We start from the raw sequence: 25,365 nt of genomic DNA on the forward strand, positions 1-25,365 counted from the left end.
CGGTAAGGGAGGTGGATGAAATGAGTAGTGAGATTCGTAGAACAATGCCGCTTTTACCGATTAGTATTGTGATGCAATTAACGGATTTAACAGCGCGTCAAATTCGCTATTACGAAGAGCATGATTTAATCCAGCCGCACCGTACTGAAGGAAATCGACGCATGTTTAGCTTAAATGATGTCGATACTTTACTTGAAATTAAAGATATGCTTGAGCAAGGCGTGAACATGGCTGGCATTAAAAAAGTATTTGCCATGAAAAATGACCCAACTGTACAAGCGGCGGCAAAAGAAATTTCAGATGCCGAATTACGAAAAATTTTACGAGAAGAGATGCGCCAATCACAGCGCATGCAAACAACTTCTCTACGTCAAGGGAATTTATCACGCTTTTATCAATAAAGTGTGTGAATTATACATGAGGGATATCCTCAGAGGCTAAACATTTTTAGGAGAGTGGAATTGTGGGTAAATACACAAAAGAAGACATTAAACGTCTAGTACAAGAACAAGAAGTAAAATTCATTCGTTTACAGTTTACAGACATTTTAGGAACAATCAAAAACGTTGAGATTCCAGTAAGTCAATTAGACAAAGCATTAGACAATAAAATGATGTTCGATGGCTCTTCAATCGAAGGTTTTGTACGTATTGAAGAATCAGATATGTATCTATTCCCTGATTATGATACATTTATGATTTTCCCATGGACTGCTACAAAAGGAAAAGTAGCACGTCTTATTTGTGACATCGCACGTCCGGACGGCACACCATTTGCTGGGGATCCACGTTCAAACTTAAAACGTCTTTTAAAAGAGATGGAAGAATTAGGTTTTACAGACTTCAACTTAGGGCCTGAGCCAGAGTTCTTCTTATTCAAATTAGATGAAAAAGGCGAGCCAACTTTAGAGGTAAATGACCATGGCGGTTACTTCGACTTAGCACCGACTGACCTTGGTGAAAACTGTCGTCGTGATATCGTACTAGAGCTAGAAGAAATGGGCTTTGAAATCGAAGCATCTCACCATGAAGTAGCACCAGGACAACACGAAATCGACTTTAAGTATGCGGACGCTGTGTCAGCATGTGACAATATCCAAACATTCAAGCTTGTTGTAAAAACAATTGCGCGCAAGCACGGCTTACATGCGACATTCATGCCAAAACCGTTATTCGGCGAAGCGGGTTCAGGAATGCACTTCAACGTATCTTTATTTAAAGGGAAAGAAAATGCGTTCTATGATGAAGCGACAGAGCTTGGTTTATCTGAAACAGCGACGCAATTTATGGCAGGTGTGCTTGCACACGTGAAAGGCTTCACGGCTGTTATTAACCCAACAATTAACTCTTATAAACGTTTAGTACCAGGTTATGAAGCGCCATGTTACGTAGCATGGTCAGCGCAAAACCGTTCACCACTTATTCGTATCCCATCTTCTCGCGGTGTATCAACACGTGTAGAAGTGCGCTCAGTAGACCCAGCTGCTAACCCATATTTAGCAATGGCTGTTATTTTAGAAGCGGGTCTTGAAGGAATTCGTCAAAAAATGACACCACCAGCAGCGATTAACCGTAACATTTATGTGATGAGCGAAGAAGAGCGTAAAGCAAATGGGATCGACAACTTACCAGTATCTTTAGATGAAGCATTAAAATTATTAGCTGAAGATGAAGTCGTAAAAAATGCTTTAGGCGAACACATTTACGAAAACTTCAAAGAAGCAAAAGAAATTGAATGTGAAATGTTCCGTACACAAGTACACCAATGGGAACGTGACATGTACATGAAAATGTACTAATAAGAAAAGCGTTGAGGCTCTAGGGCTTCAACGCTTTTTATTATAATCATGCGATGTTGGAATATAAAAAAAGAAAAGCTACGGCGGTAACCGTAGCTATGATTTAGGCAACCCTTTGATTGCGTCTTTTCTATTATATCAGAAAAATGTCTGGATGAGAATACAAAAAATAAAAATAACCGTTCATGGAAAGTTTTATCGTTCATATGATAAAAAAAGTGTAAATTTACACTTTTCAAGACGTTTGGTATAATGTAATAAAATTCAAATGGATTGTAGGTGACAGGATGGATAGAGAGTTAGAACGGCGAGTTGAAATACTTGAGGAGGAGGTCAGAAGTTTAAAGCAAGAACTCTCTCAATTAAAACGTGGGACCGATGAAACATCATATGAACCATCTCAAATAAAAAGTACCGTGTCCCAGTTGAAAAAGACGATATTTGAGCAACCGATGATGACAATAGAACGAAATGAGTCTGCTCCTACACTGGAAAAAGAACAGCCACCAGCAAAGCCGGAACGTTCTTTAGAGGAAACAATTACATGGGCACTCCCAAAAGTATTTATGGTCATTCTCGTACTTGGCGTACTTTGGGGGCTCAAATTAGTGAGTGAATACGGTTATTTATCGGACGGCGTAAAAATTCTCCTTGCGTATGCTTTGTCTATCGGATTAATGGTGTTGCCTTATGTGCTAGAAAAAAAGCAAAAGAGTTCACCAGCAGTCATTATTTCGCTCTACGGTGGCGCATTTATGATTGGGATATTAACGACGGCAGCAGGCGCGATTTTGTATGAAATCATCGGTCTGTATACAGCGCTCGTCATCGCCATTCTTTACATTATCTATGGAATTGTCATTAGTTATTACAGAGCGAATGAAGTATTAACGATTTTTGTCATTTTTACATCACTGCTACTACCTTATTTACTAGAATATATGGACTTTAGTGAGCTGCTCATTATTCAATTTGTCGTTATTTTATTTGCAGTGATTCAATTCGTTATTGTGAAGCATAGTCAGCAAATCGCGCTATATGTTACAACGGCCTTTACCTTGTTATCAGCTTTAGGATTATGGGGGTTAAGTGAACAGGTCGACATGTATTTTGCGGTGGGAATTCTTTTCATTGTCGCAATCTTCCTTTATAGCTGGTGGACATTATATGATACAGAAAGTAAATGGAAGGCGACGCATGAAGGATTATTATTTAGCTATAATGTGTTTGTGTTACTCCTATTATGGGTCGTAATAAATCAGCATGTACTTGATACGGTAATTTACCTCATTATGCTGACTATTTTTGCTGTGAAGGCTGTTGTTGCTTATAGGGAGCAACGTCCACAAGTAGTCGATGTGGCAGTAACCGTAGCGTTTCTTTCGTTAACCTTTACGCTATTTACGTTTAGCTTGTCTTATGAAATCGATGTGCTTTTACATGGTTTGATCGCATTTGTTGGGATGACGCTCGCATTACGTTTACGCGCAACGATCATGAAAGTGACGTACAGCTTTGCGTTTTTCGTTGTGACTATGATGACAATGGCAATGAGTGACGTGGATCCGTTCTTTACATTAAGTCATCTATCCCTTGTCATGCTATTGCTATATTTAATCGTCATTTATATGTATGTCAAACAGCCAAAGCACAATCTGACTCGTTTTGAAGTATGGATGGAGAAGGCGCATGTTGTCGATATTTTGCCAGTCGTGATAACCGTGTATTTTATAAGTTATTTAATCAATCTAGATTATGCCTATATGTCAACAGTCGGAAACGTACCTTATGTAGCTTTTATGGCGCTCGCTTTGTTGCTTGTTGCATCCTTTTTTATGCCGGAAAAATGGATGGGCCGATTTTTTGTCATCGCGCTTGTATTCGGGAATCTGATGGCGGTCATGGTTGTATTGCTGACGGGCTATTATTATGAGACGGTTTGGCAATTGAATTTCCTGACAAGAGGCGTGTATGTAGCGGTATTAATTAGCGTGCTTGCAGACTTTTATAGTAGTGGTCGAATTTATAAGAGATGGGAAGGTGCTCTAGCTAATAAAATCGAGCGGCTGATGAATGCGGGCATTGTATTATTTATCGTATTAATCATGAGTGTATTTTCATTATTGTATAATAGCAGTTTAGTAGACTATGCCGTTGCTGTGACAGGAAATACGATGACGATTTTTGCGGTTGCAAGCGTTACGTTAATGCTTGGTGCAAAAAGAAGCTGGCGAGATGTGAAAATCATGGGCTTTGTTCTTCTTGGGATCGGCATCTTTAAGCTGATATTCTTTGACTTATCTGCACTCGATTTACTCGTTCGCTCTGCGTTATTTATTGTGATTGGTGGCGTCGGGCTACTGTTATCGAATCGATTGTTAAGAAAATAAATATGACCGTGGCAATTTTTTGCCACGGTTTTCTTTTTGATTGGGAAATGGCAAGTAAATCAAAAAATTAAGCAAGTAAACTTAAAAGCCTCGGAAAAATTTCGGGGGAGGAAAATTTTTAGTATAGTGTTTAAACGCGAAAAAGGCGAATCGGCAAAATTCATATACAACTTAATTAAAAATATGTGACAACATAAGGGTGAAAAGTCCTGATTTGCACTTATTTTGAGATAAGTTGTATATCAAAACCGGTAGTTTGCATAATAGCTGTTTTTTTGAGTGCTGATAAAAAAAGAAGGGGGAAATTTTTTTTAGTGATGGCGCGGTGGGAAGGAATTTGGAAAATATAGCATGGAAAAAGCCTTCACAGTTAAGGATACAAATCGCGCTATTTTTTGAATGAAAATGGCTAAAAAAGATCGATTTTTTCGTGTAGTTGACTCGCCTAATGATAAGTCGATTATCCTAGTTGTTTTGAAGTTTAACGGAAAAAACGGGGCAATGAAAGGTGATTTTCCATCGTTTTTCACTCATTTTCGGCGTAAATTCGATGCTTTTTCATCGTAATACACACAAAAAAATTATATGAATAGCACAAATTTACGTTCACTTAACAAAATAATAAAAGAGTGGTGCTTGTAACATGTGAAAAAGTTCACTAGACTATAAGTATCGAATGGATGTGGAGGGGTAATGATGAGAAAAAGTATTGCGATCGATATGGACCAAGTATTAGCGAATAGTTACAAGAAAATGGTCGTGGCGTATAATGAGGCGTTTGGAGAATCCTTAACAGAAGAAGAATTTTTACATGGCACAAAAAAAAGCCTGGATCCATCGAAAGAAAAGCGGTTTTTTGAATTGCTAAATGAACCGTCTTTTTTCAGAGATTTTGAAGTGCTTGATCCTGATTCGATTGAAGTGGTACGACAATTAAACGATCATTTTGATGTCTATATTGCAACAGCTGCGATGGACGTACCAGGCTCATTTCATGCGAAATATGAATGGTTACGCGAACACTTTCCATTCCTAAACACTCAAAACTTTGTATTTTGTGGTAATAAGGCAGTCATTTATACGGATTATTTAATCGATGATAATCCACGTCAGCTACAAGCATTTCGTGGGCAAGGAATCCTCTACTCTATGCCATACAATGAGCATGTAGACGGCTATGTGCGCGTACGGAATTGGAAGGAAATCGGGGAATACTTTTTAAAAGTAGGCGTCGAAAAATAAAGCAACACAAAATAGGGCGGTAGTCAGTACAATCTGACTGACCGACCCATTTTTACGTTTGTGCCGCAATTTCCCGTATAATGAGCTGGATTAGGTGATTTTGTATTCGAAGTATTATGTACATGTTGCCGTACGATTAAAAAAGTAATAAGCGTATATTAGATTGGCCCTAGCACGTCACAATATTATTTTCTAGAATATTTCAGTTTATTCAGCTCTTTTGTTAAATAATGCACCTGCTTTTCTAGTTGTTTAAATCGTTCCAAACTACCCCCATTGTTGTTAGGGCTGTCTTGTGATTGTAACTCTTCTAGAGCAAGGACAGCTGCTGTTGTCGCTAATACATCTCCTAAAGTGACCACTATATTAGCAATGACAGCAAGCTTAGCCGCGCTGTTTTCATTCCCTTGTAGAAGCTCATTTAGCGGATCAGTGTTTTGCCCACTATTATTTCTAGCCAAACTTTAAATGCTCCTTTCATGAATGATTATTTCAGTATATGTTGGTTAGGTTGTGGAGGGTGGGCTGGGTGTGCGGAGTGGAAGGTCTTGTTGCTGTAAGCGGTCGAGGGGGATTGAATATAGGTTTTATCTAGTGCTTTATACATAATGGTTCATGAGAGTAAAAAAGGAGAAGTTCAACTTCCCCTTTTAAAAGTTCTATTGTTCGTTCAAAACGTCTTCTTTAATAAAATCGGTTGCAGATTGATATATGAATGGTGGTGTAGGTGTACCAGGTATTACTGGTAGAGGCACTACACTTGAGCCGAAGTTTATAGATGTTCCTCCATTAGCATCGATACTATTTGCAATAACTGTTCCGGTAATGTTACCTCCTCCAGAGAGCTTTAAATCAGCATGAGGTGCAATAATATATTGTCCTTTTGTAGGAACCCCACCACTAATATCAAGGTTTTTTCCCCCTGAGTAAATATTACCGTAAAATCCAGCTCCACCTGTTAATTTTAAATCAGCAGAATTTGTATAAAAAGACCCGTGAAATTGAGTTTCCCCATTGAATTTTGTTGCTTTTGTTCCTTGATAAAACATATTTACTTGATTTGAAGCGCTATCATCATTGTTCTTATTAAAAGACCCCTTAATATTAACTGAATCTTTGACAAAGATATTCAAAGTTCCTGTGCCGACAATTTTAATATGCCCCTGCTGAATATCTAATGAATTGACATATAAATTCACATTGTTACTTCCTATATCTATCGTAATTGTATTATTTTGAGTTACTGTAAATTCGTCAAAACGAATATCTTTATCTACAGTTAGTTTATAATTATCTGTCATCCAATTATTTGCTTTAAAGTTCCCATTTTCAATTATGTTAGTTTTGTTCCATTGACTTTCGACTATTTCTGTATTTTCAGGATATCGTATATTTTCCATTTCATTAAAATTTTGATGAGGGAAATCTGGTAAGTAGTCTTCGAGTTTAATATTACTAGCTTCTGATGGGAGAGTCGCTGTTCCAGTTATATTTGCCCCACCTTTAATACTAATGTTCCCATTTAAACTGCCTGCGTTTCCGTCTATTGTAGCACCTCCTACTAAAGTTATATTCCCATTAGTAATTGCTGCTATATTAGAGATGGGAGTGTTTGATGAAGTATTTCCGTTGCCATTTCCGTTCCCAGTTCCAGGACCGCCACTCGGTGGAGTAATATTAATATCTACGTCTAATGTTTGAGTTAATAAACGTGAATTTTTTTGAGAGCCTTCGAAATATCCTTCAGATGTTAGATTAAAAACACAAGGGACAGTAGAACAATCTCCTTGTATTGTAGTTTGTGCTACGGGTTGTTCATTGAATTGTTTTGAAAAATGATAAGAATTTTCGTAATTTAAAATAGTGTTCCCGTTGCTTGGACTACATTTTGAGGTATGTGTAGTTGTGTTGTATTTATCGCAAAATTGATTTTTTACTTCGTTATAATAGTAATTTTCAAAGCTACCATGCATGTCTAATATGTTTTTTTGGGCTTCATAGCTCATGCTGTTAAATACATTCATTAGGGGGGTATAAATCTCCTCTAAAACCTCTGTTATTTTAGCTTTCTCTAGGTTTATACCAGCTTCAGCGACATAGTAAATAGACTGGTCATAGCGTTCATTAACAGTTGTTTTATTTGAATTAGCTGTTACGGTTAAAAGACTTAAACCTAGTATTGAAACAAGAAATATAACTAACACTGTAAGAAATAAAGCATATCCTTTATTATTCAGATATTTCATTATGGATCTCCCCTTCTAAATGCTAGTGTTGTATTGTATGGTTGTTCATTAAGGACAAAAGTGATGGTTGCAGTATTCGTTGTTGAATTAGGTGAAATTGAAAATGAATTAATATTGTTTGCGATAATCCCTCCATCTCTATATAAACTATTGTCTGCTGTATATATATATTCTATTAATGTATTATTATTTTTATCATTAAAGTAATAATGATTGGCATCAGATGGATTAATAGTAATGTCATAAGTTTTTCTAATATCTTTAGTAATTTGTTTTAATATATAGGCAGCATCATTGATTTGCTTAGATTCAGTTACTTGTAAGGTGTTTTGTTTGTTTGCAGAAAAAATAATATTGTAGACAAATATACATACTATGAAAAGGATAATCACTGTAGCTAATATCTCAACTAAAGTGAGCCCGTTTTCATTCTTCGTTATTTTCCTCATTAATATCACTCTTTCTAATTTTAGTTATTGCCATATATAAATATTCTCGACAGTTGCTTTTAAATTATTATTTGAATCAGTAATTTCAATTAAAACGTTCCCGGCATTTGTGTAATTGCATAATGTAGAGATGGTAACCTTTGATGTATAGTTTTCGATTGGTCTTTCATAAGCGAATATTGCTGAATAAACTGTCTGATTGGTATTTGCTGTGCCGGTACAATTATTGGTATTTCCTATTCCTGTTGGATACACAGATGTATACTCCAACCCCTGCAAATATGTTGTGGATAAATTCAATAAAGAACTAGATTTTGATAGTGTATAAATTTGTTCCATTTCTTTTTGTGCAATGTATGTGGCTTCACTAATTGATTCTGATGATGAATTTGTTTTTTTCGACTGAACAAAAAAACTGAAAAATGAAATTAGAATGATCGAAATTAGTAATAGAGATACTACTGTTTCTAGTAAGGTGATCCCCTTTTCGCTTTTCAACAATTTCATTGGAAGTGCCCCTCCCTTAGATAAATTAATGGCATCTATATGAAGAATCTTCTTATCTCATCCAATCACTAGCTAAGTAAAGAAAATAACTACTAATTTACTAGGCTCTATCCCATATAGACGGATATAGGAACTAAAAGTAATCCGTTATTGGTCACTTCTGCTATTCGTGTAGGAAGTAAATACTGAAAAATATTTTAATGCGGTTAAACTAATTTTTTACACAGAAGATAATTAGTTGTACATAGCAAATTTGAGTTTAATTTACTTAACATTCGTCATTTATTTACAAAAAACGATATTCCAAGTTTGTAAGATACCTTGTTTTTTTCTATTATTATCCTTATTATAGACAATAAGTAGTATAAAATCATCAATTTATGTAAAAGTCAAACTTTTTAATGGTATATAAGAGGGGTGAAATGATGAAAGTGAAATTTAAAATTGTGATTCTAGGTTTATTAACAACTATGTTAATAGCCACCTGGTTGCCGAATTTCATCGTTGGACAGCCCGCGCTTGCTAAAGGGGATGAAACGCAATCTACCATTGCTGGCATAGAAGTAGGCGATTTAAAGGATGACGAGTTAAAGGAAGTTTTGTCTGAAGCAATCAAACAATGGACGAATGAGCCAGGGATTGTATCTGGCGGGGGGAGTTCACTGTCATTAAACCGTGCAACGATTGCGTTTGATATAGATAGTACGATAGCTACATATGAATCATTAGTAAAAAAGGATTGGTATGCCTTTTGGCAAAGTGATCGCATCGTACATTTGCCAATTAATACATTGGATAGTCAAGTGTTAAAAGATGAGATTGCGAAAGTGGCTACGTGGGAAACAGACGAGACGTATGCTCGTGTGATGACGGCAGCAGGTTATTTAAAAACAGAGCCGGTTGAAGCAGTAGTCGCAGATTTAACAGATGTGGAAACGGATCGCCTAGCCCTTGCCATTGAGGAAATTCCTGTAACGGCATTGGGTGTGTACGATATTGCAAATGTTATGAACGAAACTATTGTGAATACGGGGGAAACATTTTCCTTCATTGAAGCGCTAGGGGCAAATATAGAGGTAGCGAATAGCGAAGCATTAAACTTTGTCGCGTCCATGCTTTATCATAATGCACTCCATATGGATACTGATATTGTAGAACGTCACTCTCAAAAGCAAGTGCCGAATTATTTAGAGCCAGGTGTGGAAGTAGCGGTTGATGTCAGTGGAACAAAAGATTTGAAATTTGTGAACCGTACAGACAACCCAATGAAGTTGAAAATGACGGTTGAAAATCAACAATTAAAAGCGGAAGTGTATACAACACATAAAGAAGTGGATGTCACGATGAAAGTAGTACGTGACGAAGCCATTTCTCCTCGTACAATTACGCGTTATACGGATCAACTCGCTACGGGGCAAACACAGGAAGTGCAAAAAGGTGTACAAGGCTTACGGGTATCGGTGTACCGAACGACCCACGGAGCAGAAGAGTTAATTAGTCGTGATTATTATGCACCAATTAACCGCATTTTACTTAAATCATCACGTGAGCCATCTACTCATAAAGATCCTGATTTACAAATGGATTTAGATGGGGATGGATTAGCGGATGTGGATAGTACAAATACGACCGATGATCAAGTGAAAGTTGATGAAAATGGTAACCCTGTATTACCACCAGGCAGTCATTACGATAAGGGTGGTAACTTAATTACACCGTAAGAGAGGAGAAGCCTATATGAGAGCTACAACACGTAAGCGACTAGGTGACTTGCTTTTAGAGGCAGGTGTTATTACGGAGGAGCAGCTAACACACGCACTGGAACATAAAAGTCGTGATGAAAAGCTAGGGGACTTCTTCATTAAAGAAAATATACTAACGGAACAACAGTTGATTGAAGTACTAGAGTTTCAATTAGGGATTCCGCATGTTTCGTTAAATCAGTTTACGATTGACCCAGAACTACTTCAATTAGTACCTGTTGAGCTAGCAAAGCGGGCGAAATTAATTCCATTACGTCGTGAGAAAAATAAATTGTTTATTGCGATGGCTGACCCGATGGATTACTTCGCTATTGAAGAAGTGCGTATGGCGACAGGCTGTCAAATTGAGACGAGTATTGCGGCGAAAGATGATTTATATCGGACGATTACAAAATACTACGATTTGCAGGAATCGATGGAAGCGGCATTGTCGGATATTCAAGCGGGCACGCAAGAAACACAGCAGGAGATTGTCGATGAAGATTCACCGATGGTACGTCTGGTGAATCAAATTATTGCAAACGGTGTTGCTCAGCGTGCATCGGATATCCATTTTGATCCACAGGAAACAGGATTTAAAGTGCGTTATCGTGTGGATGGGGTATTACGTACGGAGCGTTCATTGCCGAAGCATATGCAAAATATTATGACAGCGCGTGTAAAAATTATGGGGAACTTAAATATTACCGAAAATCGTATCCCGCAAGATGGACGTATTAAAATTACGGTGAATTTCAAACCAGTTGATATTCGTTTATCGACATTACCGACTGTATACGGTGAAAAAATTGTGATGCGTATTTTGGATTTGAGTAATGCGCCAAATGATATTAGTCAAATTGGGTTTTCACCAAAAAATGAAGAGCTGTTTGGCAAAATGATTGCTCGACCAAATGGCATTGTATTAATTACAGGGCCAACTGGTTCAGGGAAATCATCTACGTTATATGCGGCACTTTCTGAGTTAAACAAAGAAGATGTTAACATTATTACAGTTGAAGACCCGGTAGAGTATCAGATGATGGGCGTTAACCAAATTCAAGTAAAAGAAGAAGTTGGGTTAACGTTTGCAGTAGGGCTTCGTTCTATTTTACGTCAAGATCCAGACATCGTGATGATTGGGGAAATTCGTGACTTAGAAACAGCACAAATTGCGATTCGTGCCTCTTTAACAGGTCACTTAGTATTAAGTACATTGCATACAAATAGTGCGGTTGAATCGATTTCTCGCTTAAAGGACATGGGGATTGAGCCGTTTTTAATCTCTTCTTCATTAGTCGGTTCCATGGCACAGCGTCTCGTACGTCGTATATGTCGAGATTGTGCAACCGTCGTCCCTGCAACGGAACGAGAAAAAGAAATCTTTGCAGAAAACGGCATGAAAGTTGAGACCGTTACGCGTGGAAGCGGTTGTGGGGCATGCGGTCAGACAGGTTATCGTGGCCGTGTCGCCATCCATGAGATTTTACCGATTGACCGTGACTTAAAAGATTTCATTATTTCTCAAGTAAGTGGTACAGTACTTCGTGATTATATGAAGCAAAAAGGCTATCACACATTATTGCAAGACGGGTTACTGAAAGTGCGAAGCGGCATTACAACGACAGAAGAAGTATTACGTGTAGCTACGACAGAATAGGGAGTGAAACAAATGAACTTAAATATTAAAGAGTTATTACTCCATGCATATAACCAAAAGGCGTCTGACTTACATTTAACGGTGGGCGTTCCACCTGTTTATCGTGTCAACGGCAAGCTGTCTCAGTATGGAGATGAGGTAGTGACACCTGAAGTCGTCAATGAAATGGTTCGTGAAATTTTACCTGATTTTAAAGTAGCGGAATTTGATGAAAAAGGTGAAACAGATTTTAACTACACACTGGAAGGCTATTGTCGTTTTCGTGTAAATGCCTATCATCAACGAAATGCTGGTGCTATTGCAGCGCGTTTAATTACAAGTGAAATTCCAACGATTGAAAAGCTTAATATGCCGCAAGTGTTGTATGAATTAGCCGATAAACCACAAGGCCTTATTTTAGTAACAGGACCAACCGGTTCAGGGAAATCGACTACACTGGCAGCGATGATCGATTACATTAATGAAAATAAAGCAAAGCACATTATTACACTGGAAGATCCGATCGAGTATGTACACCATCATAAACAATCGATTATTAATCAACGTGAAATCGGCATCGATACAGGTAGCTTTGCGAATGGTTTGCGTGCGTCATTACGTCAAGACCCGGATATTATTCTTGTCGGTGAGATGCGCGATTTAGAAACGATTTCAACAGCGATTACCGCTGCTGAAACGGGTCACTTAGTTTTCGGTACATTGCATACTTCCAGTGCGCCGACAACAATTGATCGTATTATTGACGTCTTCCCGCCACATCAGCAAGGGCAAATTCGTATTCAGCTTGCGAACGTATTACAAGGGATTATTTCGCAGCGTTTATTCGTGCGAAAGGGTGGACAAGGACGTGTAGCGGCAACGGAAATTTTAGTCGGTGTGCCAGCTGTAACGAACTTAATTCGTAATGAGAAGGTACATCAAATTCCGAGTGTGATGCAGACAAGCCGAGCACTTGGCATGCACACATTGGAGTCATCGATTCAGTCACTCGTATCGAACGGTACCGTCTCTTTACAAGAAGTGCGCCCATATATGAATGCTGGTGAGTACTAATGGCCGTTTTCAAATACACGGGCCGTAGTAAAACGGGTGAATTAAAAAAAGGGACGATTAATGCTACGAATAAAAATAGCGCGTTAACAAGATTACGAGAACAAGGAATTAACCCACGCCAGTTAGAGGAGTCAACAAGTATTTTACATAAGGATATCCCCTTAGGTGGCAAGGTCAAAACCCAGGATTTCGTCTTGTATTGTCGCCAATTTGCCACGTTAGTACGAGCAGGGGTGTCGATTGTGGAATCGACTAATATTTTAGCCCGTCAATCCACGAGCAAACCGTTAAAGAAAGCGCTTGAAATCGTCGAGGACGATATTCGGACAGGTATTCCTTTATCGCAAGCAGTAGCAAAACACCCAAAAGTATTTCCAGAACTGTTCATCAATTTAATGAAATCTGGGGAGGCAACAGGGAATATCGATGATACATTAGAACGCTTAGCCGATACATTTGAAAAGCAATTTAGATTAAAGAAAAAAGTGCAATCGACCATGGCGTACCCAGCCATTTTATTAACACTGACGATCGGCGTTGTCATTTTTTTAATGGTCGTCATCGTCCCGCAATTCGTCAAATCCTTTGAAGAGATGGGCGCGGAATTGCCGACGATTACGGTGGTGACGGTAGCGGTTAGTGATTGGCTCAGACAGTTTTGGTGGGTTGTAGTAGCCCTTCTTATTGGTGTCGTTGTGTTATTTAATTTTTTATATAAAACTAATCAGCAGTTCAAATACACGGTGAATTATATATTGCTCCGAGTGCCAGGCTTCGGTCCGATATTACAGAAAACAGCGCTTGCTCGTTTGTTACGAACATTGTCTTCACTATTTAGCAGTGCCGTCCCGATTTTACAAGCATTAACGATTTCAGAGCGTGTAAGTGGTAATCCGGTGATTAGTGAGGTCATGATTGAGGCGCGGAAAAGCTTAGAAAAAGGGAGTACATTATCCGAACCCCTTGAGCAAAGCTGGCTATTCCCTCCGATGGTAACGAATATGGTGAAAATAGGTGAATCGACGGGTTCACTCGATTACATGCTAGAAAAGGTTTCAGACTTTTACGAAGACGAAGTAGACCGTGCAGTAGATACATTAAAATCGTTAATTGAACCGATGATGATTTTATTTTTAGCACTAACGGTCGGCGTTATTGTGATAGCCATTTTATTACCGATGTTTAGTTTATATGAACAAATGTAAAATTTTGTAAATTTTAAGTTACTATAAGTATAATAGTGGGTGAAGGTAGGGCGTTTTGTAAGGAGGCATCAAAGTGAGTGACGTCCGTACAAAAAATATAAAAATATAAAAGGGGAGGTTTTAACATGTTTCAACAACTAAAAAAACGTATTAAAAATGAAAAAGGTTTAACATTAGTCGAGCTTTTAGCGGTAATTGTTATTTTGGGGATTATTGCAGCGATTGCGGTGCCGGCGATTGGGAATATTATTAATAATTCACGTGATAAAGCTATATTATCAGAAGCATTAAACGTCATTTCAGGAGCGAAAATTGCTTATATGGATAATCAATGTGGTAATGCTGGTAATGCTGCTGATAAAATTTGTACAGGAACGACTGAGTTAAAAGCACATTTAGATGGCTTTACTGATGCTGAATTAGCTAATTTATCCGTTACTCTAGATGCAGATGGAAAGTGGCAATTAGACGCAAGTAGTTGGACTTCGCTAGGTACATTCTCTAAAACAGATGCAAAATATGCAATGACAGGAATCCAAACTGAAGAGGCCATTGCTAACAGGCTTAATGGTAAATAGGTAAACTAAATGATAAGGTAGCCATTCACCGAACACCCAATCACGATTGGGTGTTCCATTGAGTGACTAACGAGTTCACTAGATTGAGAAATGAATTGAAAAAGGGGGCCCTGCTATGTTCAAAGTGAAGAAAAAATCACATGTTAGCATTGAGCTGAACGATTATGTATTGCGGGCTCTTGTATCAAAAGGGCCGAATTTAGTACAGCCGCAATGCTATGAAATCCCATTGCCACAAGGGCTTATGCAGGACGCGATGTTAGAGGATGAAATGGCTTTATATGAAATTGTAAAAGAATATGCACCTAAATGGGGAGGCAAAAATCAAAATGTCCGTTTTTTTGTACCGGATACTTCTGTTCTATTAAAAACGATTGAGCATCCAATTGATGTAGAACCAAAGGATTTGCGCGGTTATGTGGAAATGGAGATTGGGCATTCCATTCATTTACCGTTCCAAGAGCCGTTAGTCGATGTGTATGACCCGGTACCGGGTGATAGTAAAGCGATTATCTTTGCAGCGCCACCAGAAGAGGTCCGTAAATGGATGGGCATTTTACTCGACAATCATTTAAAACCGCAAGTCGCGGACATTCGAGCATTAGCAAATCTACGCTTGCTTGAACATTTACAAATGGTGAATGCCGATCGAACGTACTTAATTGCGGATTGGTCCATTAATGAGGTGTCTATCTGTATATATTCAGCAGGGAATGTGGAGTTTTTACGTTTCCAATCGATTGATACCGATTTAACGAAGTGGCAACATCGTGTGGTCGATGAAGCAAATGTAGAATTTCACTATGATGGCGATATTCAAGACTACCGGATGATTATTACGGACCAAGTGTTAGAGCTGGATCGGATGATGAACTTCTTTAAATTCTCCTTACATAAAGGCGAAAAATCGGTAGATGAAATTATGATTTTAGGCGATAACCCGTTATTAACGACGATTTCTGAGTTTTTATCAGAAAACTTTACAACTCCGATTCAAGTAATCAATGATGCAATTATTGCAAAGAAATTTCCAGGCTTTCAAGCGAAGCATGCTTCTTTGTTAGGCTTAGCATTAAAGGAGGTTAAAGGATGATTCCAGATATTAACCTCTTACCGAAAGTGGACCAAGATGAGGGCAGCTCCAAGACCATTTTTATTTTAATCGGTATTATCACGCTTCTTTTGTTAGCTGTTATGTCGTGGCTTTACTTTTCTGCTCGTGTAGCTGTCGTGAGCCTCGCAGCAGAAGAACAATCGTTACAAGTAGAGCGTGATGCGTTGCAAGTGGAACTCACAAATTTACAAGGGGCAAATCAAGGCTCACTGGAGGAAGCAGTTGCCTTTGTGGAGCTTGTTTCATATGATGTATCACCAATAATTGATACGACTAAAGCTTTACTGCCATCGAATACATATTTGCGTAATTATACGTTTGAACAATCGAGTGTGTCGATTGATATTGATTTTGAGACATTAAATATGATTTCAGCATATGTAGAACGATTGGAGCAAAATCCGTACTTTTTAGATGTACAAGTAGATTCCATTGCAAACTTTGATGTGAATCCAACGAGTGAAGAAGAGGCTGAGATTGACCGTTTTACGGAAGTGCCTCGTTATTCGGCAACGGTTATGTTACATATTAATGATCTGTATTTAGCTACTGGAGGTGTAGATTAATGCAACTTTCAAGTGGCAAAAGTTCTGAAGTGCTTCTTCTTTCAGCACTTGTATTAGCTTTATTGTTTGCTGTTTATTATTATGTGGTGAAACCGAAGCAAGAGGAGGCTGCTAATTTAGAGAGTTCAGTTAGTAGCTTGAATAGTGAGATCACGTCGATTCAAGACCAGATTACCTTAATAAAAGAAGAGCGATCTGGCGACATTCCAAATGAATTTGCCTTGCGTAAAAAAGTACCGGCTAGTCGAGAAATTGATCGGATTTTATTAAATATTGAAGAGGTAGAATACGTATCAGGTTCAACGGTGTTAGGGATGAGGTTTAATAATTATGATTCGCTTGTATCAGAATCAGCATTAACCGACCCAAATGCTACAGAGGAGACGACAGATGAAACAGCACAAGGAGAAGTTGCTGAGACGGAACAAAATCCGGTTTCAACGATTGCCACAGCAAATGTACCGTCTAATTTAAAACTAGTGACATTTGAAGTGGATGTAGAATCACCAAACTTTGAAAAATTACAGTTATTTATTAAAGAAATTGAGCGATTAGAACGTGTGATGCACATTGATAAAATTGATTACCAACTACCTGGTGAAGAAGATTTACTAGCAGAGGATCGTTCAGAATTCGCAGCAGCAATCATTCAAATCACAACATTTTATTACGAATAAGGGGCCGAAGTATGGACATGATGTATACGATTGTATTTGGGATATTTGGTCTCGTATTCGGTTCATTTTATAATGTGGTAGGTTTACGGGTGCCAAAAGGGGAATCGATTGTGACCCCGCCTTCCCATTGTACAAATTGTAGCAAAAGGTTAACGGCATTTGAGCTAATTCCTGTGCTTTCCTATGTCATGCAGGGAGGGAAGTGCCGGGAGTGTGGTGTCAAAGTGTCACCGATCTACCTATTGACAGAGCTATTGACAGCGGTCCTTTTTGCGCTGAGCTATACGGTGTTTGGCTTGAGTACGGAGCTTTTTGTGGCATTGCTGTTTGTTTCATTACTCGTCATTATTAATGTTTCAGATATCGCGTATATGCTCATTCCGAATAAAATCTTATTATTTTTCTTACCATTTTTAGTGATAGGACGTATTTTATCTCCGCTTGAGCCGTGGTGGGATAGCTTGCTCGGGGCTAGTGTTGGGTTTAGTATATTGCTACTCATAGCGGTTGTCTCAAAAGGTGGTATGGGGGGCGGCGATATTAAGCTCTTCTTTTTAATTGGTCTAGTGCTTGGTACGGTCAATGCCCTGTTAACCTTGTTTTTAGCATCTGTTATTGGGATGGTAATCGGGGTGATGGTATTAAAAGTGCGCGGTCAAGGAAGGAAAACGCCTGTACCGTTTGGACCATCGATTGCGATTGGTGCGCTGATTACCTATTTTTATGGTTCACAGCTGATCGAATGGTATTGGCAATTATTTTAAATGAAACAAGGTGAATTCTACGGAATTTACCTTTTTTTATGTGGATTAGGCAAGTAAAATTGAAAATATGGCAAGTAAATCAAGAAATAAGGTAAGTGAAATCGAAAATAAAGCAAGTACACCGCTGACTTTATAATAGATGGTGTTCAGCTAGTAGGATTTTTTGTTCATGTATCGAATGAATCAACTTAGGGGGGATTTAGATGAAACCGATTATTGGTGTGACCATGCATTCATCAGAGAGAAAATTTGAAATTAATGATACGTATATTCAAGCTGTTTTACAGGCAGGGGGCATTCCGCTTTGCTTCCCGCATATTACAACGGGCATTGAGGAATTTATCTCCAAAATAGACGGGTTACTTTTAATTGGGGGCCATGATATTCATTCGAAATTTTTTGGAGAAGATCCCATTCCGATGCAAGGGATGGTCATTGAACAACGCGACGAAAGTGATTTTCAAGTATTACAGGCCGCATTAAAGCGCGACTTACCTGTTTTTGCGGTTTGTCGCGGCCATCAAGTGTTGAATGTGGCGCTTGGAGGCTCCCTGTATCAAGATATTCCGTCACAAGTAAATGGGGCTATACAACATGCCCAAAAATCAGCACGTCATGAAAAGATTCACCGTGTTGTCGTAAAAGAAGGAACACAGCTATTTGAGTTAATTGGCAGTGAAGTGTGGACGAATTCTTTCCATCATCAAGCGATTAAAGAAGTAGGGGACGGCTTAATGGTTACGGCGTCTACGAGTGATGGGATTATTGAAGCAATTGAACATCCAGATTATACATTTTGTTTAGGGGTGCAGTGGCATCCAGAAGAGCTAGCTATTAAACAAGATGATGCATCGCTTACTTTATTTAAAGCGTTTGTGGATGCTTGTCAAAAATAAAAAACGATGTAGGCGAAGTGTGACCTTGCCTACACGTTTTATTAATGAATATTTCGGTATAAACCAACGACTTTACCTAAAATCTTCACTTGGTCTACTAAAATCGGATCCATTGAAGAGTTTTCAGGTTGTAAGCGGAAATGTGTTTTTTCCTTATAGAAGCGCTTCACTGTTGCTTCATCATCTTCGGTCATCGCTACAACAATATCCCCGTTGTTCGCTGTAGATTGTTGTTTTACGATGACGTAATCCCCATCTAAAATGCCCGCTTCAATCATCGATTCGCCCATAATTTCCAGCATAAAGATTTGATCCTCACTTGTGCCATATGTGTTTGGGAGTGGGAAATATTCCTCTGTATTTTCAATGGCCGTAATCGGTAGCCCAGCTGTTACTTTGCCGATTAAAGGAACATGAATAACGTCTACTTTAGTTGTGAGTGTATCTTCTTGATTTAATATTTCAATAGCACGTGGCTTTGTAGGGTCACGACGAATTAGCCCCTTGCTTTCAAGACGAGCTAAATGACCATGAACGGTTGAACTAGAAGCTAGTCCGACAGCTTCCCCTATTTCACGAACGGACGGTGGATAGCCTTTAGAACGTACTTCTTCTTTGATGAATGCTAAAATTGCTTCTTGTCGTTTAGATACTTTTGTCATGTTTTTTCACCTCTCTGTAAGAGTTCTTCCTTATTATTTATATTCAGTATAACATATGCGAACAGAAAAGCAAACGTGAGTTCGAAAAAATATTGACAAAAAACGAACAGTTGTATTAAAATGAGAACATATATTCCGAACAAGTATTCGAGGGGGATTTGTGGATGAATTGGTTAAAGAAAAATAACTATGTAACTCTACTTTTAGGGGTTACAGTAGCGTTTGTGACATACTTATACATAACAGATGAAAAAATTGAGCAATACGAACAGATTACAGTTCAGCATGGCGATACTTTATGGTCGTTAGCCGATGAATATCGTGGTAAAATGTCTACGCAAGACTGGGTTTCTTTTGTACAAAAGGAAAATCATTTATTTAATCAACTGCTAACTGCAGGTCAAACGATTACGATTCCTGTTGAAAAAGACTCCGTATATGTTGTTAGACTTTCAACACAAGAAGAAACGAATTCCATTAAAGTAGCGAGTGAACAACGATGACACAACAAAAACAAGCTGTCGTTTATTGCCGTGTAAGCACAGTGAAAGAAACGCAAGAAACATCTTTAGTCAGGCAGCGTGAAGAATTAACACGTTACGCCCAGCAGTTACAGTTTACCGTAGCGGCTGTTTTCGAAGATCAACAAAGCGGTTATGATGTTGACCGAGACGGCTTGCTTGAAATGCTTGATTTTATGAAAGCGAATAGTATTCAAACACTTTTCATTCAGGATGAAACCCGGTTAGGGCGTGGCAATGCTCGGATGGCTGTGTTGCATTTACTGTTAAAGCAAGAGGTAACGGTTTATTCATTGAATGAAGCGGGACCACTATCATTAAATGAGATGGATACAATGCTGTTAGAAATATTAGCGATTGTAGAAGAATATCAGCGGAAATTGCATAATGCTAAAATCCGACGAGGGATGAGGCGCGCTGTAGAAAATGGCTATCGTCCAGAGTTAAATTTAACAGAGCGCGGCAACCTAGAGGGACGTGAACGAATTGAAGTCCCAATTGAAGAAATCGTAAAGCTTCGCGATAGAGGCATGACATTTAAAGAAATTGCTAGTACATTACAAGGGCTAGGATTTCAAGTAAGTAAAGCGACGATAAATCGCCGCTACATCGAATATGCCGAGCAACAAGAACAATCAGCAGAGTCACCAGAATAAGTTCTGGTGCTCTTTTTTATGGGGAAATTGTAATCTATTTTGTTGGTTCATAATGAGCAAATCCCAAAACATATATTACCATTTGAGTAACCGTTGCTTTCCGCTCCGGCACTCGCTTTCCACGGGCGAGATCAAGCCTCCTCGTCGCTCATGCTTCCGTGCTCCTGTCGTTGCGCTTTCGTCTGCCTCCTCTACAAGCAACTATTGTTGAATACAATAATCGATTACTCAAAAATAATGAAAGATTCTCATTGATGACGATAGAGAATAGGCGACGATACGTGTAAACGGAAAGAAATTGATTTCTTTTAGCAAAGGTAAATACTTGTTTAGAATATTAAGGAGCACTCCACTTTGCCGTAGCGCGCCATAGCCACAGGAGCCGCAACAGGAGATCCAAACAGGCCGCGCCTGTTTTAGCTCCTGTGTAGGCTGTGGCAAAGCGCGGAGGCTATGATACATACCTTTTACTATTCAACTGGTATTTTTAGGGTGCATTTTTACTCATTAGGAGTTGTAGATAGAAATTTGTCGAAATAACCAGAATAAAGCACAATCACTTGCACTTCCGCTTATTTTCTCATACCTTTGTAATAGTTAGTGTAGAAAGGTGAGACATGTATGCTATCAAAAGAAAAAATTGCTCGCATTAATGAGCTATCTAAAAAGAAAAAAGCGGGAACATTAACAGAAGCGGAAGCAAAAGAGCAATCGCAGTTACGAAAAGAGTACTTAGACACATTCCGCAACACGATGCGCGATACAATTGAAAATGTAAAAATCGTTGACGCAGCAGGAAATGATGTAACGCCTGAAAAAGTGAAGCAAGCACAAGAGAAAAAGTTCTTAAATTAATTAAATGTTGCACTGATGTAATGATGTGTCACATTTAACAAAAAAGTATAACATATTTACTTGAAAAGCATTGTTTTATTTAACAAATATGACTAAACTATATAAGAACAATATTCGTGCGAGAAAGGATGTCATAATATGACACAACACATGGATCAGTTAGCGATTAACGCTATCCGAACATTATCAATTGATGCAATTGAAAAAGCCAACTCTGGTCACCCAGGCTTACCAATGGGTGCAGCTCCAATGGCGTATACATTATGGACAAAGCAATTACGCCACAACCCACAAAATCCTAAATGGTTTAACCGCGACCGTTTCGTATTATCAGCAGGTCACGGCTCGATGCTATTATATAGCTTACTGCACTTAGGTGGTTATGGGTTAGACATGGAAGAAATCAAAAACTTCCGTCAATGGGATTCAAAAACACCAGGTCATCCAGAGTATGGTCATACGGTAGGGGTAGAAGCAACAACTGGTCCACTTGGTCAAGGCATTGCGATGACAGTGGGGATGGCAATGGCTGAACGTCACCTTGCTGCCACTTACAATAAACCAGGTCATGAAATTGTAGACCACTATACAGTTGCATTATGTGGCGATGGCGACTTAATGGAAGGTGTTGCGGCAGAGGCCATTTCATTAGCAGGTCACTTACAACTGGAAAAACTAATTGTCCTATACGATTCAAATGATATTTCATTAGACGGTGATTTAGGAAAATCGTTTTCTGAAAATGTTAAAAAGCGTTTTGAATCATACGGCTGGAACTACTTAAGAGTAGATGATGGCAACGATGTTGAAGCAATCAACAGTGCTATTGAACAAGCGAAAAAGAACACGGGTGGTCCGACATTAATTGAAGTGAAAACAGTCATTGGTTTCGGTTCGCCAAATAAATCAGGGAAAGCGGATTCTCACGGTGCACCACTTGGAACAGATGAAGTTGTATTAACAAAAGAAGCATACAGCTGGGCACATGAGCCATTCCAAATTCCACAAGACGTGTACGATACATTTAAAGCAGCTGCAGAAGTACAAGGTGTACAAGCAGAAGCAGCTTGGAATGAAACATTTGAAAGCTATAAAGCACAATTCCCAGAATTAGCAGCGCAGTTTGAAAATGCAATGAACGGTGAAATTCCAGCGGACTACGATGCAGAAATTCCTGTATATGAAGTAGGTAAATCTGTTGCAACACGTTCATCTTCAGGAGATGCGATCAACGCGCTTGCGAAAAAAGTACCTTCATTCTTTGGTGGTTCAGCCGACTTAGCGGGATCGAACAAAACAACAATGAAAGGTGCAGGCGACTTCTCGGCGGAGAACTATGCTGGCCGTAATATTTGGTTCGGTGTACGTGAATTTGCGATGGGTGCTGCACTAAATGGTATGGCTTTACACGGTGGCTTAAACGTATTCGGTGGTACATTCTTCGTGTTCTCTGATTATGTACGTCCAGCTGTTCGTCTATCTGCATTAATGGGCTTACCAGTAACGTATGTATTCACGCACGATTCAATCGCTGTTGGTGAAGATGGTCCAACACATGAGCCAATCGAGCACTTAGCGTCATTACGTGCAATGCCAAACCTTTCTGTGATTCGTCCAGCCGATGCAAACGAATCAGCGGAAGCGTGGAAGGTAGCATTGACAAGCGAGTCTACACCGACTGTTTTAGTATTATCTCGTCAAAACTTACCGGTTCTTGATGCGCCAATCGAAACAGTACGTGAAGGTGTACAAAAAGGTGCTTATGTACTTTCACCAGCTACAAAAGAAACACCAGATGCGATTTTAATCGCAACTGGCTCAGAGGTTTCGTTAGCGGTAGAAGCGCAAAAAGCATTATTAACAGACGGTATGGATGTGTCTGTCGTATCTATGCCTTCAGTAGACCGTTTCGAAAAGCAATCAGCAGCGTATAAAGAATCTGTTCTTCCAAAAGCAGTGACAAAACGTCTTGCGATTGAAATGGGCTCGTCTTTAGGCTGGCACAAATATACAGGCTTTGACGGCGATGTATTAGCAATCGATCAATTCGGTGCATCAGCGCCAGGCGAGTTAGTGATGGAGAAATACGGTTTCACAGTCGAAAACGTAGTAGCAAAAGTAAAAGCGCTATAATACAAGAAAACATAACAGCTTCTCTTGAACCTTTAAATTTCGCATGAAACACTCGATTTCTGCGACGAGTAATCGCAGGAGCAAAAGTAAAAGCGCTATAATACAAGAAAGTATAACAACTTCTCTTGAATCGATAAATTCGATATGAAACACTCAATTTCTGCGACGAGTAACCGCAGGAGCAAAAGTGAAAGAGAGGTAGTTCTATGCTACCTCTCTTTTGGCTTTTTCGATATGGAAACGAAAATCGAGATCATATTTGTGATACATATGGCGATAAAAATAGTTGTATCGGAAGAATTGCCGTTCAGTACGAATGCATCGATAATGATGCCGGTACTATATAATAATTGTCCCGCAATGATACTAGAAAAAGCTGCATATAACACTGTAATCCAAGTGGGAATGACTTTTGCAATAACGACGGCTAAAAAAATGATGCTGAAAATAAATATTGTTCGGAAAATAGGCTGCCATACAGTAAATGTATGGTCGATTGTAAAACTTGTATATGTAAAATCCATATCGGTCGCCTCCCTTTTCTAAATTTTACCTTATTATGAATAGGGATGCTATGATGAACTGGGAAGTTAAAAATATGGAAAAAGCGATAAATCATATATTTCTAAGGCTTGTACAATGAATTCTATAGCAACACTTTTAGAATTAGTGTATAATCCTCTTTGGAGAGTTTTCTCGGGATTTCGTATAGTGGAGGAGGTTGGATTAGAATGATGCCAATATGGTTAGGAGTATTACTTATCATTGTCGCTTTAATCGGGGGCGCAGCTATCGGTTTTTACGCAGCCCGTCAATATATGATGAAGTATTTAAAAGAAAATCCACCAATTAATGAACAAATGATTCGTGTGATGATGGCACAAATGGGACGTAAACCATCTGAAAAGCAAGTGCGCCAAATGATGTCTCAAATGAACAAGTTCCAAGATAAATAATGAGAAAGGTTGTCTTACATTTTGTAGGGCAGCTTTTTTTGTTAGTGGAAAATGATCAGTGCATCTAGCTAAGAAGGAACATCAACGGACATAGTATGAGTTGTATTTTAATAATAAATTAACAATGAAAATTGAACATATTTTATTGCTTTCATTTAGTTTCTAGTCTACTATCAAAACATAGAAAGTCGCAGGAGGCAAAATTATGGGAAAAGAAAAAACGAATGTAGAAAGCTTTGATTTAGATCATACAAAAGTAGCGGCACCGTATGTACGCTTGGCTGGTAAAAAACAAGGTGTATATGGCGATGTTGTTGTGAAATATGATATTCGATTTAAACAACCAAATAAGGCATATATGGAAATGCCAGCACTTCACTCTTTAGAGCATTTAATGGCGGATCGTATTCGTAATCATACAAATCATGTCATTGATTTATCACCAATGGGCTGTCAAACAGGTTTTTATTTATCTGTGATTAATCATGATAATTATGACGGCATTTTAGACGTGTTAGAGAAAACATTAAAGGATGTATTAGCGGCGGATGCAGTGCCAGCTTGTAATGAAGTACAATGCGGTTGGGCGGCTAGCCATAGTTTAGAAGGAGCGCAACGCTTAGCAAAAGAATTTTTAGACAAACGCGCGGAATGGCATATTATATTTGCATAGTAAATGATGAAAAAGAAAAGTC

General features: G+C 38.7%; 26 protein-coding genes. 20 read left to right on the plus strand and 6 right to left on the minus strand.

The genetic code is table 11. The annotated features are described in order from the left end of the window. Positions 1-20 precede the first annotated feature (20 nt). The 4 genes from ACQQ2I_RS05585 (at position 21) to ACQQ2I_RS05600 (ending at position 5,430) form a co-directional block, all read left to right on the plus strand. Positions 21-401, plus strand: a complete 381-nt coding sequence (locus ACQQ2I_RS05585; RefSeq protein WP_431029579.1) for a MerR family transcriptional regulator — start codon at positions 21-23, stop codon at positions 399-401. Positions 402-463: 62 nt separating this feature from the next. Continuing rightward, positions 464-1,798 carry a type I glutamate--ammonia ligase gene (gene glnA / locus ACQQ2I_RS05590; protein ID WP_431029580.1) on the plus strand — a complete coding sequence of 445 codons (1,335 nt, stop codon included), beginning with the start codon at positions 464-466 and terminating at the stop codon, positions 1,796-1,798. Between the two features lie 287 nt (positions 1,799-2,085). After that, positions 2,086-4,188 (plus strand): DUF2339 domain-containing protein, encoded by a 2,103-nt coding sequence (locus ACQQ2I_RS05595; RefSeq protein ID WP_431029581.1) that lies wholly within the window; start codon positions 2,086-2,088, stop codon positions 4,186-4,188. A gap of 693 nt (positions 4,189-4,881) precedes the next feature. After that, on the plus strand, positions 4,882-5,430 hold the full coding sequence (locus ACQQ2I_RS05600; RefSeq protein ID WP_431029582.1) for a 5' nucleotidase, NT5C type: 549 nt from the start codon (positions 4,882-4,884) through the stop codon (positions 5,428-5,430). 185 nt (positions 5,431-5,615) lie between these two features. Here ACQQ2I_RS05600 and ACQQ2I_RS05605 read toward each other — a convergent pair whose 3' ends face one another. From ACQQ2I_RS05605 to ACQQ2I_RS05620, 4 genes are all read right to left on the minus strand, one after another. Then, the gene (locus ACQQ2I_RS05605; RefSeq protein ID WP_431029583.1) at positions 5,616-5,891 is read right to left on the minus strand and encodes a hypothetical protein; all 276 of its coding nucleotides are present in this window, start codon (positions 5,889-5,891) and stop codon (positions 5,616-5,618) included. Between the two features lie 198 nt (positions 5,892-6,089). After that, positions 6,090-7,676: a pilus assembly PilX N-terminal domain-containing protein gene (locus ACQQ2I_RS05610; RefSeq protein ID WP_431029584.1), complete on the minus strand. Its 1,587-nt coding sequence runs from the start codon at positions 7,674-7,676 to the stop codon at positions 6,090-6,092. Then, positions 7,676-8,125: a PilW family protein gene (locus ACQQ2I_RS05615; RefSeq protein ID WP_431029585.1), complete on the minus strand. Its 450-nt coding sequence runs from the start codon at positions 8,123-8,125 to the stop codon at positions 7,676-7,678. Before ACQQ2I_RS05615 ends, ACQQ2I_RS05610 begins: the two co-directional genes overlap by 1 nt. Before the next feature lie 24 nt (positions 8,126-8,149). Then, complete coding sequence (locus tag ACQQ2I_RS05620) at positions 8,150-8,632, minus strand: hypothetical protein (RefSeq protein ID WP_431029586.1); 483 nt, start codon at positions 8,630-8,632, stop codon at positions 8,150-8,152. A 422-nt stretch (positions 8,633-9,054) separates the two neighbouring features. Between ACQQ2I_RS05620 and ACQQ2I_RS05625 the strand changes: the two genes are divergently transcribed. From ACQQ2I_RS05625 to ACQQ2I_RS05670, 10 genes are all read left to right on the plus strand, one after another. Then, the gene (locus ACQQ2I_RS05625) at positions 9,055-10,353 is read left to right on the plus strand and encodes a VanW family protein (RefSeq protein WP_431029587.1); all 1,299 of its coding nucleotides are present in this window, start codon (positions 9,055-9,057) and stop codon (positions 10,351-10,353) included. A gap of 16 nt (positions 10,354-10,369) precedes the next feature. Further along, a complete protein-coding gene (locus ACQQ2I_RS05630; RefSeq protein ID WP_431029588.1) occupies positions 10,370-12,034 on the plus strand; it encodes a GspE/PulE family protein in 1,665 nt (554 codons plus the stop codon). Between the two features lie 12 nt (positions 12,035-12,046). Beyond that, the gene (locus ACQQ2I_RS05635; protein WP_431029589.1) at positions 12,047-13,087 is read left to right on the plus strand and encodes a type IV pilus twitching motility protein PilT; all 1,041 of its coding nucleotides are present in this window, start codon (positions 12,047-12,049) and stop codon (positions 13,085-13,087) included. Further along, positions 13,087-14,292, plus strand: a complete 1,206-nt coding sequence (locus ACQQ2I_RS05640) for a type II secretion system F family protein (RefSeq protein WP_431029590.1) — start codon at positions 13,087-13,089, stop codon at positions 14,290-14,292. The genes ACQQ2I_RS05635 and ACQQ2I_RS05640 overlap by 1 nt, the downstream gene beginning before the upstream one ends. Before the next feature lie 125 nt (positions 14,293-14,417). Continuing rightward, a complete protein-coding gene (locus ACQQ2I_RS05645; RefSeq protein ID WP_431029591.1) occupies positions 14,418-14,870 on the plus strand; it encodes a type II secretion system protein in 453 nt (150 codons plus the stop codon). Between the two features lie 115 nt (positions 14,871-14,985). Next, the gene (gene pilM, locus ACQQ2I_RS05650) at positions 14,986-15,963 is read left to right on the plus strand and encodes a type IV pilus biogenesis protein PilM (protein WP_431029592.1); all 978 of its coding nucleotides are present in this window, start codon (positions 14,986-14,988) and stop codon (positions 15,961-15,963) included. Further along, positions 15,960-16,550 carry a PilN domain-containing protein gene (locus ACQQ2I_RS05655; RefSeq protein WP_431029593.1) on the plus strand — a complete coding sequence of 197 codons (591 nt, stop codon included), beginning with the start codon at positions 15,960-15,962 and terminating at the stop codon, positions 16,548-16,550. Before pilM ends, ACQQ2I_RS05655 begins: the two co-directional genes overlap by 4 nt. Further along, the gene (locus ACQQ2I_RS05660; protein ID WP_431029594.1) at positions 16,550-17,227 is read left to right on the plus strand and encodes a potassium transporter; all 678 of its coding nucleotides are present in this window, start codon (positions 16,550-16,552) and stop codon (positions 17,225-17,227) included. Before ACQQ2I_RS05655 ends, ACQQ2I_RS05660 begins: the two co-directional genes overlap by 1 nt. 11 nt (positions 17,228-17,238) lie before the next feature. Continuing rightward, the gene (locus ACQQ2I_RS05665; protein WP_431029595.1) at positions 17,239-17,991 is read left to right on the plus strand and encodes a prepilin peptidase; all 753 of its coding nucleotides are present in this window, start codon (positions 17,239-17,241) and stop codon (positions 17,989-17,991) included. A 203-nt stretch (positions 17,992-18,194) separates the two neighbouring features. Beyond that, the gene (locus tag ACQQ2I_RS05670) at positions 18,195-18,887 is read left to right on the plus strand and encodes a gamma-glutamyl-gamma-aminobutyrate hydrolase family protein (RefSeq protein ID WP_431029596.1); all 693 of its coding nucleotides are present in this window, start codon (positions 18,195-18,197) and stop codon (positions 18,885-18,887) included. Between the two features lie 41 nt (positions 18,888-18,928). On the opposite strand, the gene lexA is transcribed toward ACQQ2I_RS05670, so the two are convergent. Next, complete coding sequence (lexA, locus tag ACQQ2I_RS05675) at positions 18,929-19,549, minus strand: transcriptional repressor LexA (RefSeq protein ID WP_431029597.1); 621 nt, start codon at positions 19,547-19,549, stop codon at positions 18,929-18,931. Between the two features lie 164 nt (positions 19,550-19,713). Between lexA and yneA the strand changes: the two genes are divergently transcribed. From yneA to tkt, 4 genes are all read left to right on the plus strand, one after another. Further along, positions 19,714-20,052 (plus strand): cell division suppressor protein YneA, encoded by a 339-nt coding sequence (gene yneA / locus ACQQ2I_RS05680; RefSeq protein WP_431029598.1) that lies wholly within the window; start codon positions 19,714-19,716, stop codon positions 20,050-20,052. Further along, complete coding sequence (locus ACQQ2I_RS05685; protein ID WP_431029599.1) at positions 20,049-20,726, plus strand: YneB family resolvase-like protein; 678 nt, start codon at positions 20,049-20,051, stop codon at positions 20,724-20,726. Before yneA ends, ACQQ2I_RS05685 begins: the two co-directional genes overlap by 4 nt. 621 nt (positions 20,727-21,347) lie before the next feature. Continuing rightward, complete coding sequence (locus tag ACQQ2I_RS05690) at positions 21,348-21,581, plus strand: DUF896 domain-containing protein (RefSeq protein ID WP_391366759.1); 234 nt, start codon at positions 21,348-21,350, stop codon at positions 21,579-21,581. A gap of 138 nt (positions 21,582-21,719) precedes the next feature. Beyond that, positions 21,720-23,714: a transketolase gene (tkt, locus tag ACQQ2I_RS05695; protein WP_431029600.1), complete on the plus strand. Its 1,995-nt coding sequence runs from the start codon at positions 21,720-21,722 to the stop codon at positions 23,712-23,714. Between the two features lie 209 nt (positions 23,715-23,923). Here tkt and ACQQ2I_RS05700 read toward each other — a convergent pair whose 3' ends face one another. Further along, positions 23,924-24,238: a hypothetical protein gene (locus ACQQ2I_RS05700; RefSeq protein WP_431029601.1), complete on the minus strand. Its 315-nt coding sequence runs from the start codon at positions 24,236-24,238 to the stop codon at positions 23,924-23,926. A 210-nt stretch (positions 24,239-24,448) separates the two neighbouring features. Here ACQQ2I_RS05700 and ACQQ2I_RS05705 point away from each other — a divergent pair, with 210 nt between their 5' ends. Beyond that, entirely contained in the window at positions 24,449-24,670 is a 222-nt protein-coding gene (locus tag ACQQ2I_RS05705) for a YneF family protein (protein WP_391367297.1), read from the plus strand. A gap of 205 nt (positions 24,671-24,875) precedes the next feature. Next, positions 24,876-25,343, plus strand: a complete 468-nt coding sequence (locus ACQQ2I_RS05710; protein ID WP_431029602.1) for an S-ribosylhomocysteine lyase — start codon at positions 24,876-24,878, stop codon at positions 25,341-25,343. Positions 25,344-25,365 lie beyond the last annotated feature (22 nt).

This window comes from Lysinibacillus sp. LZ02, assembly GCF_050613145.1.
Taxonomy (GTDB): Bacteria; Bacillota; Bacilli; order Bacillales_A; family Planococcaceae; genus Lysinibacillus_B.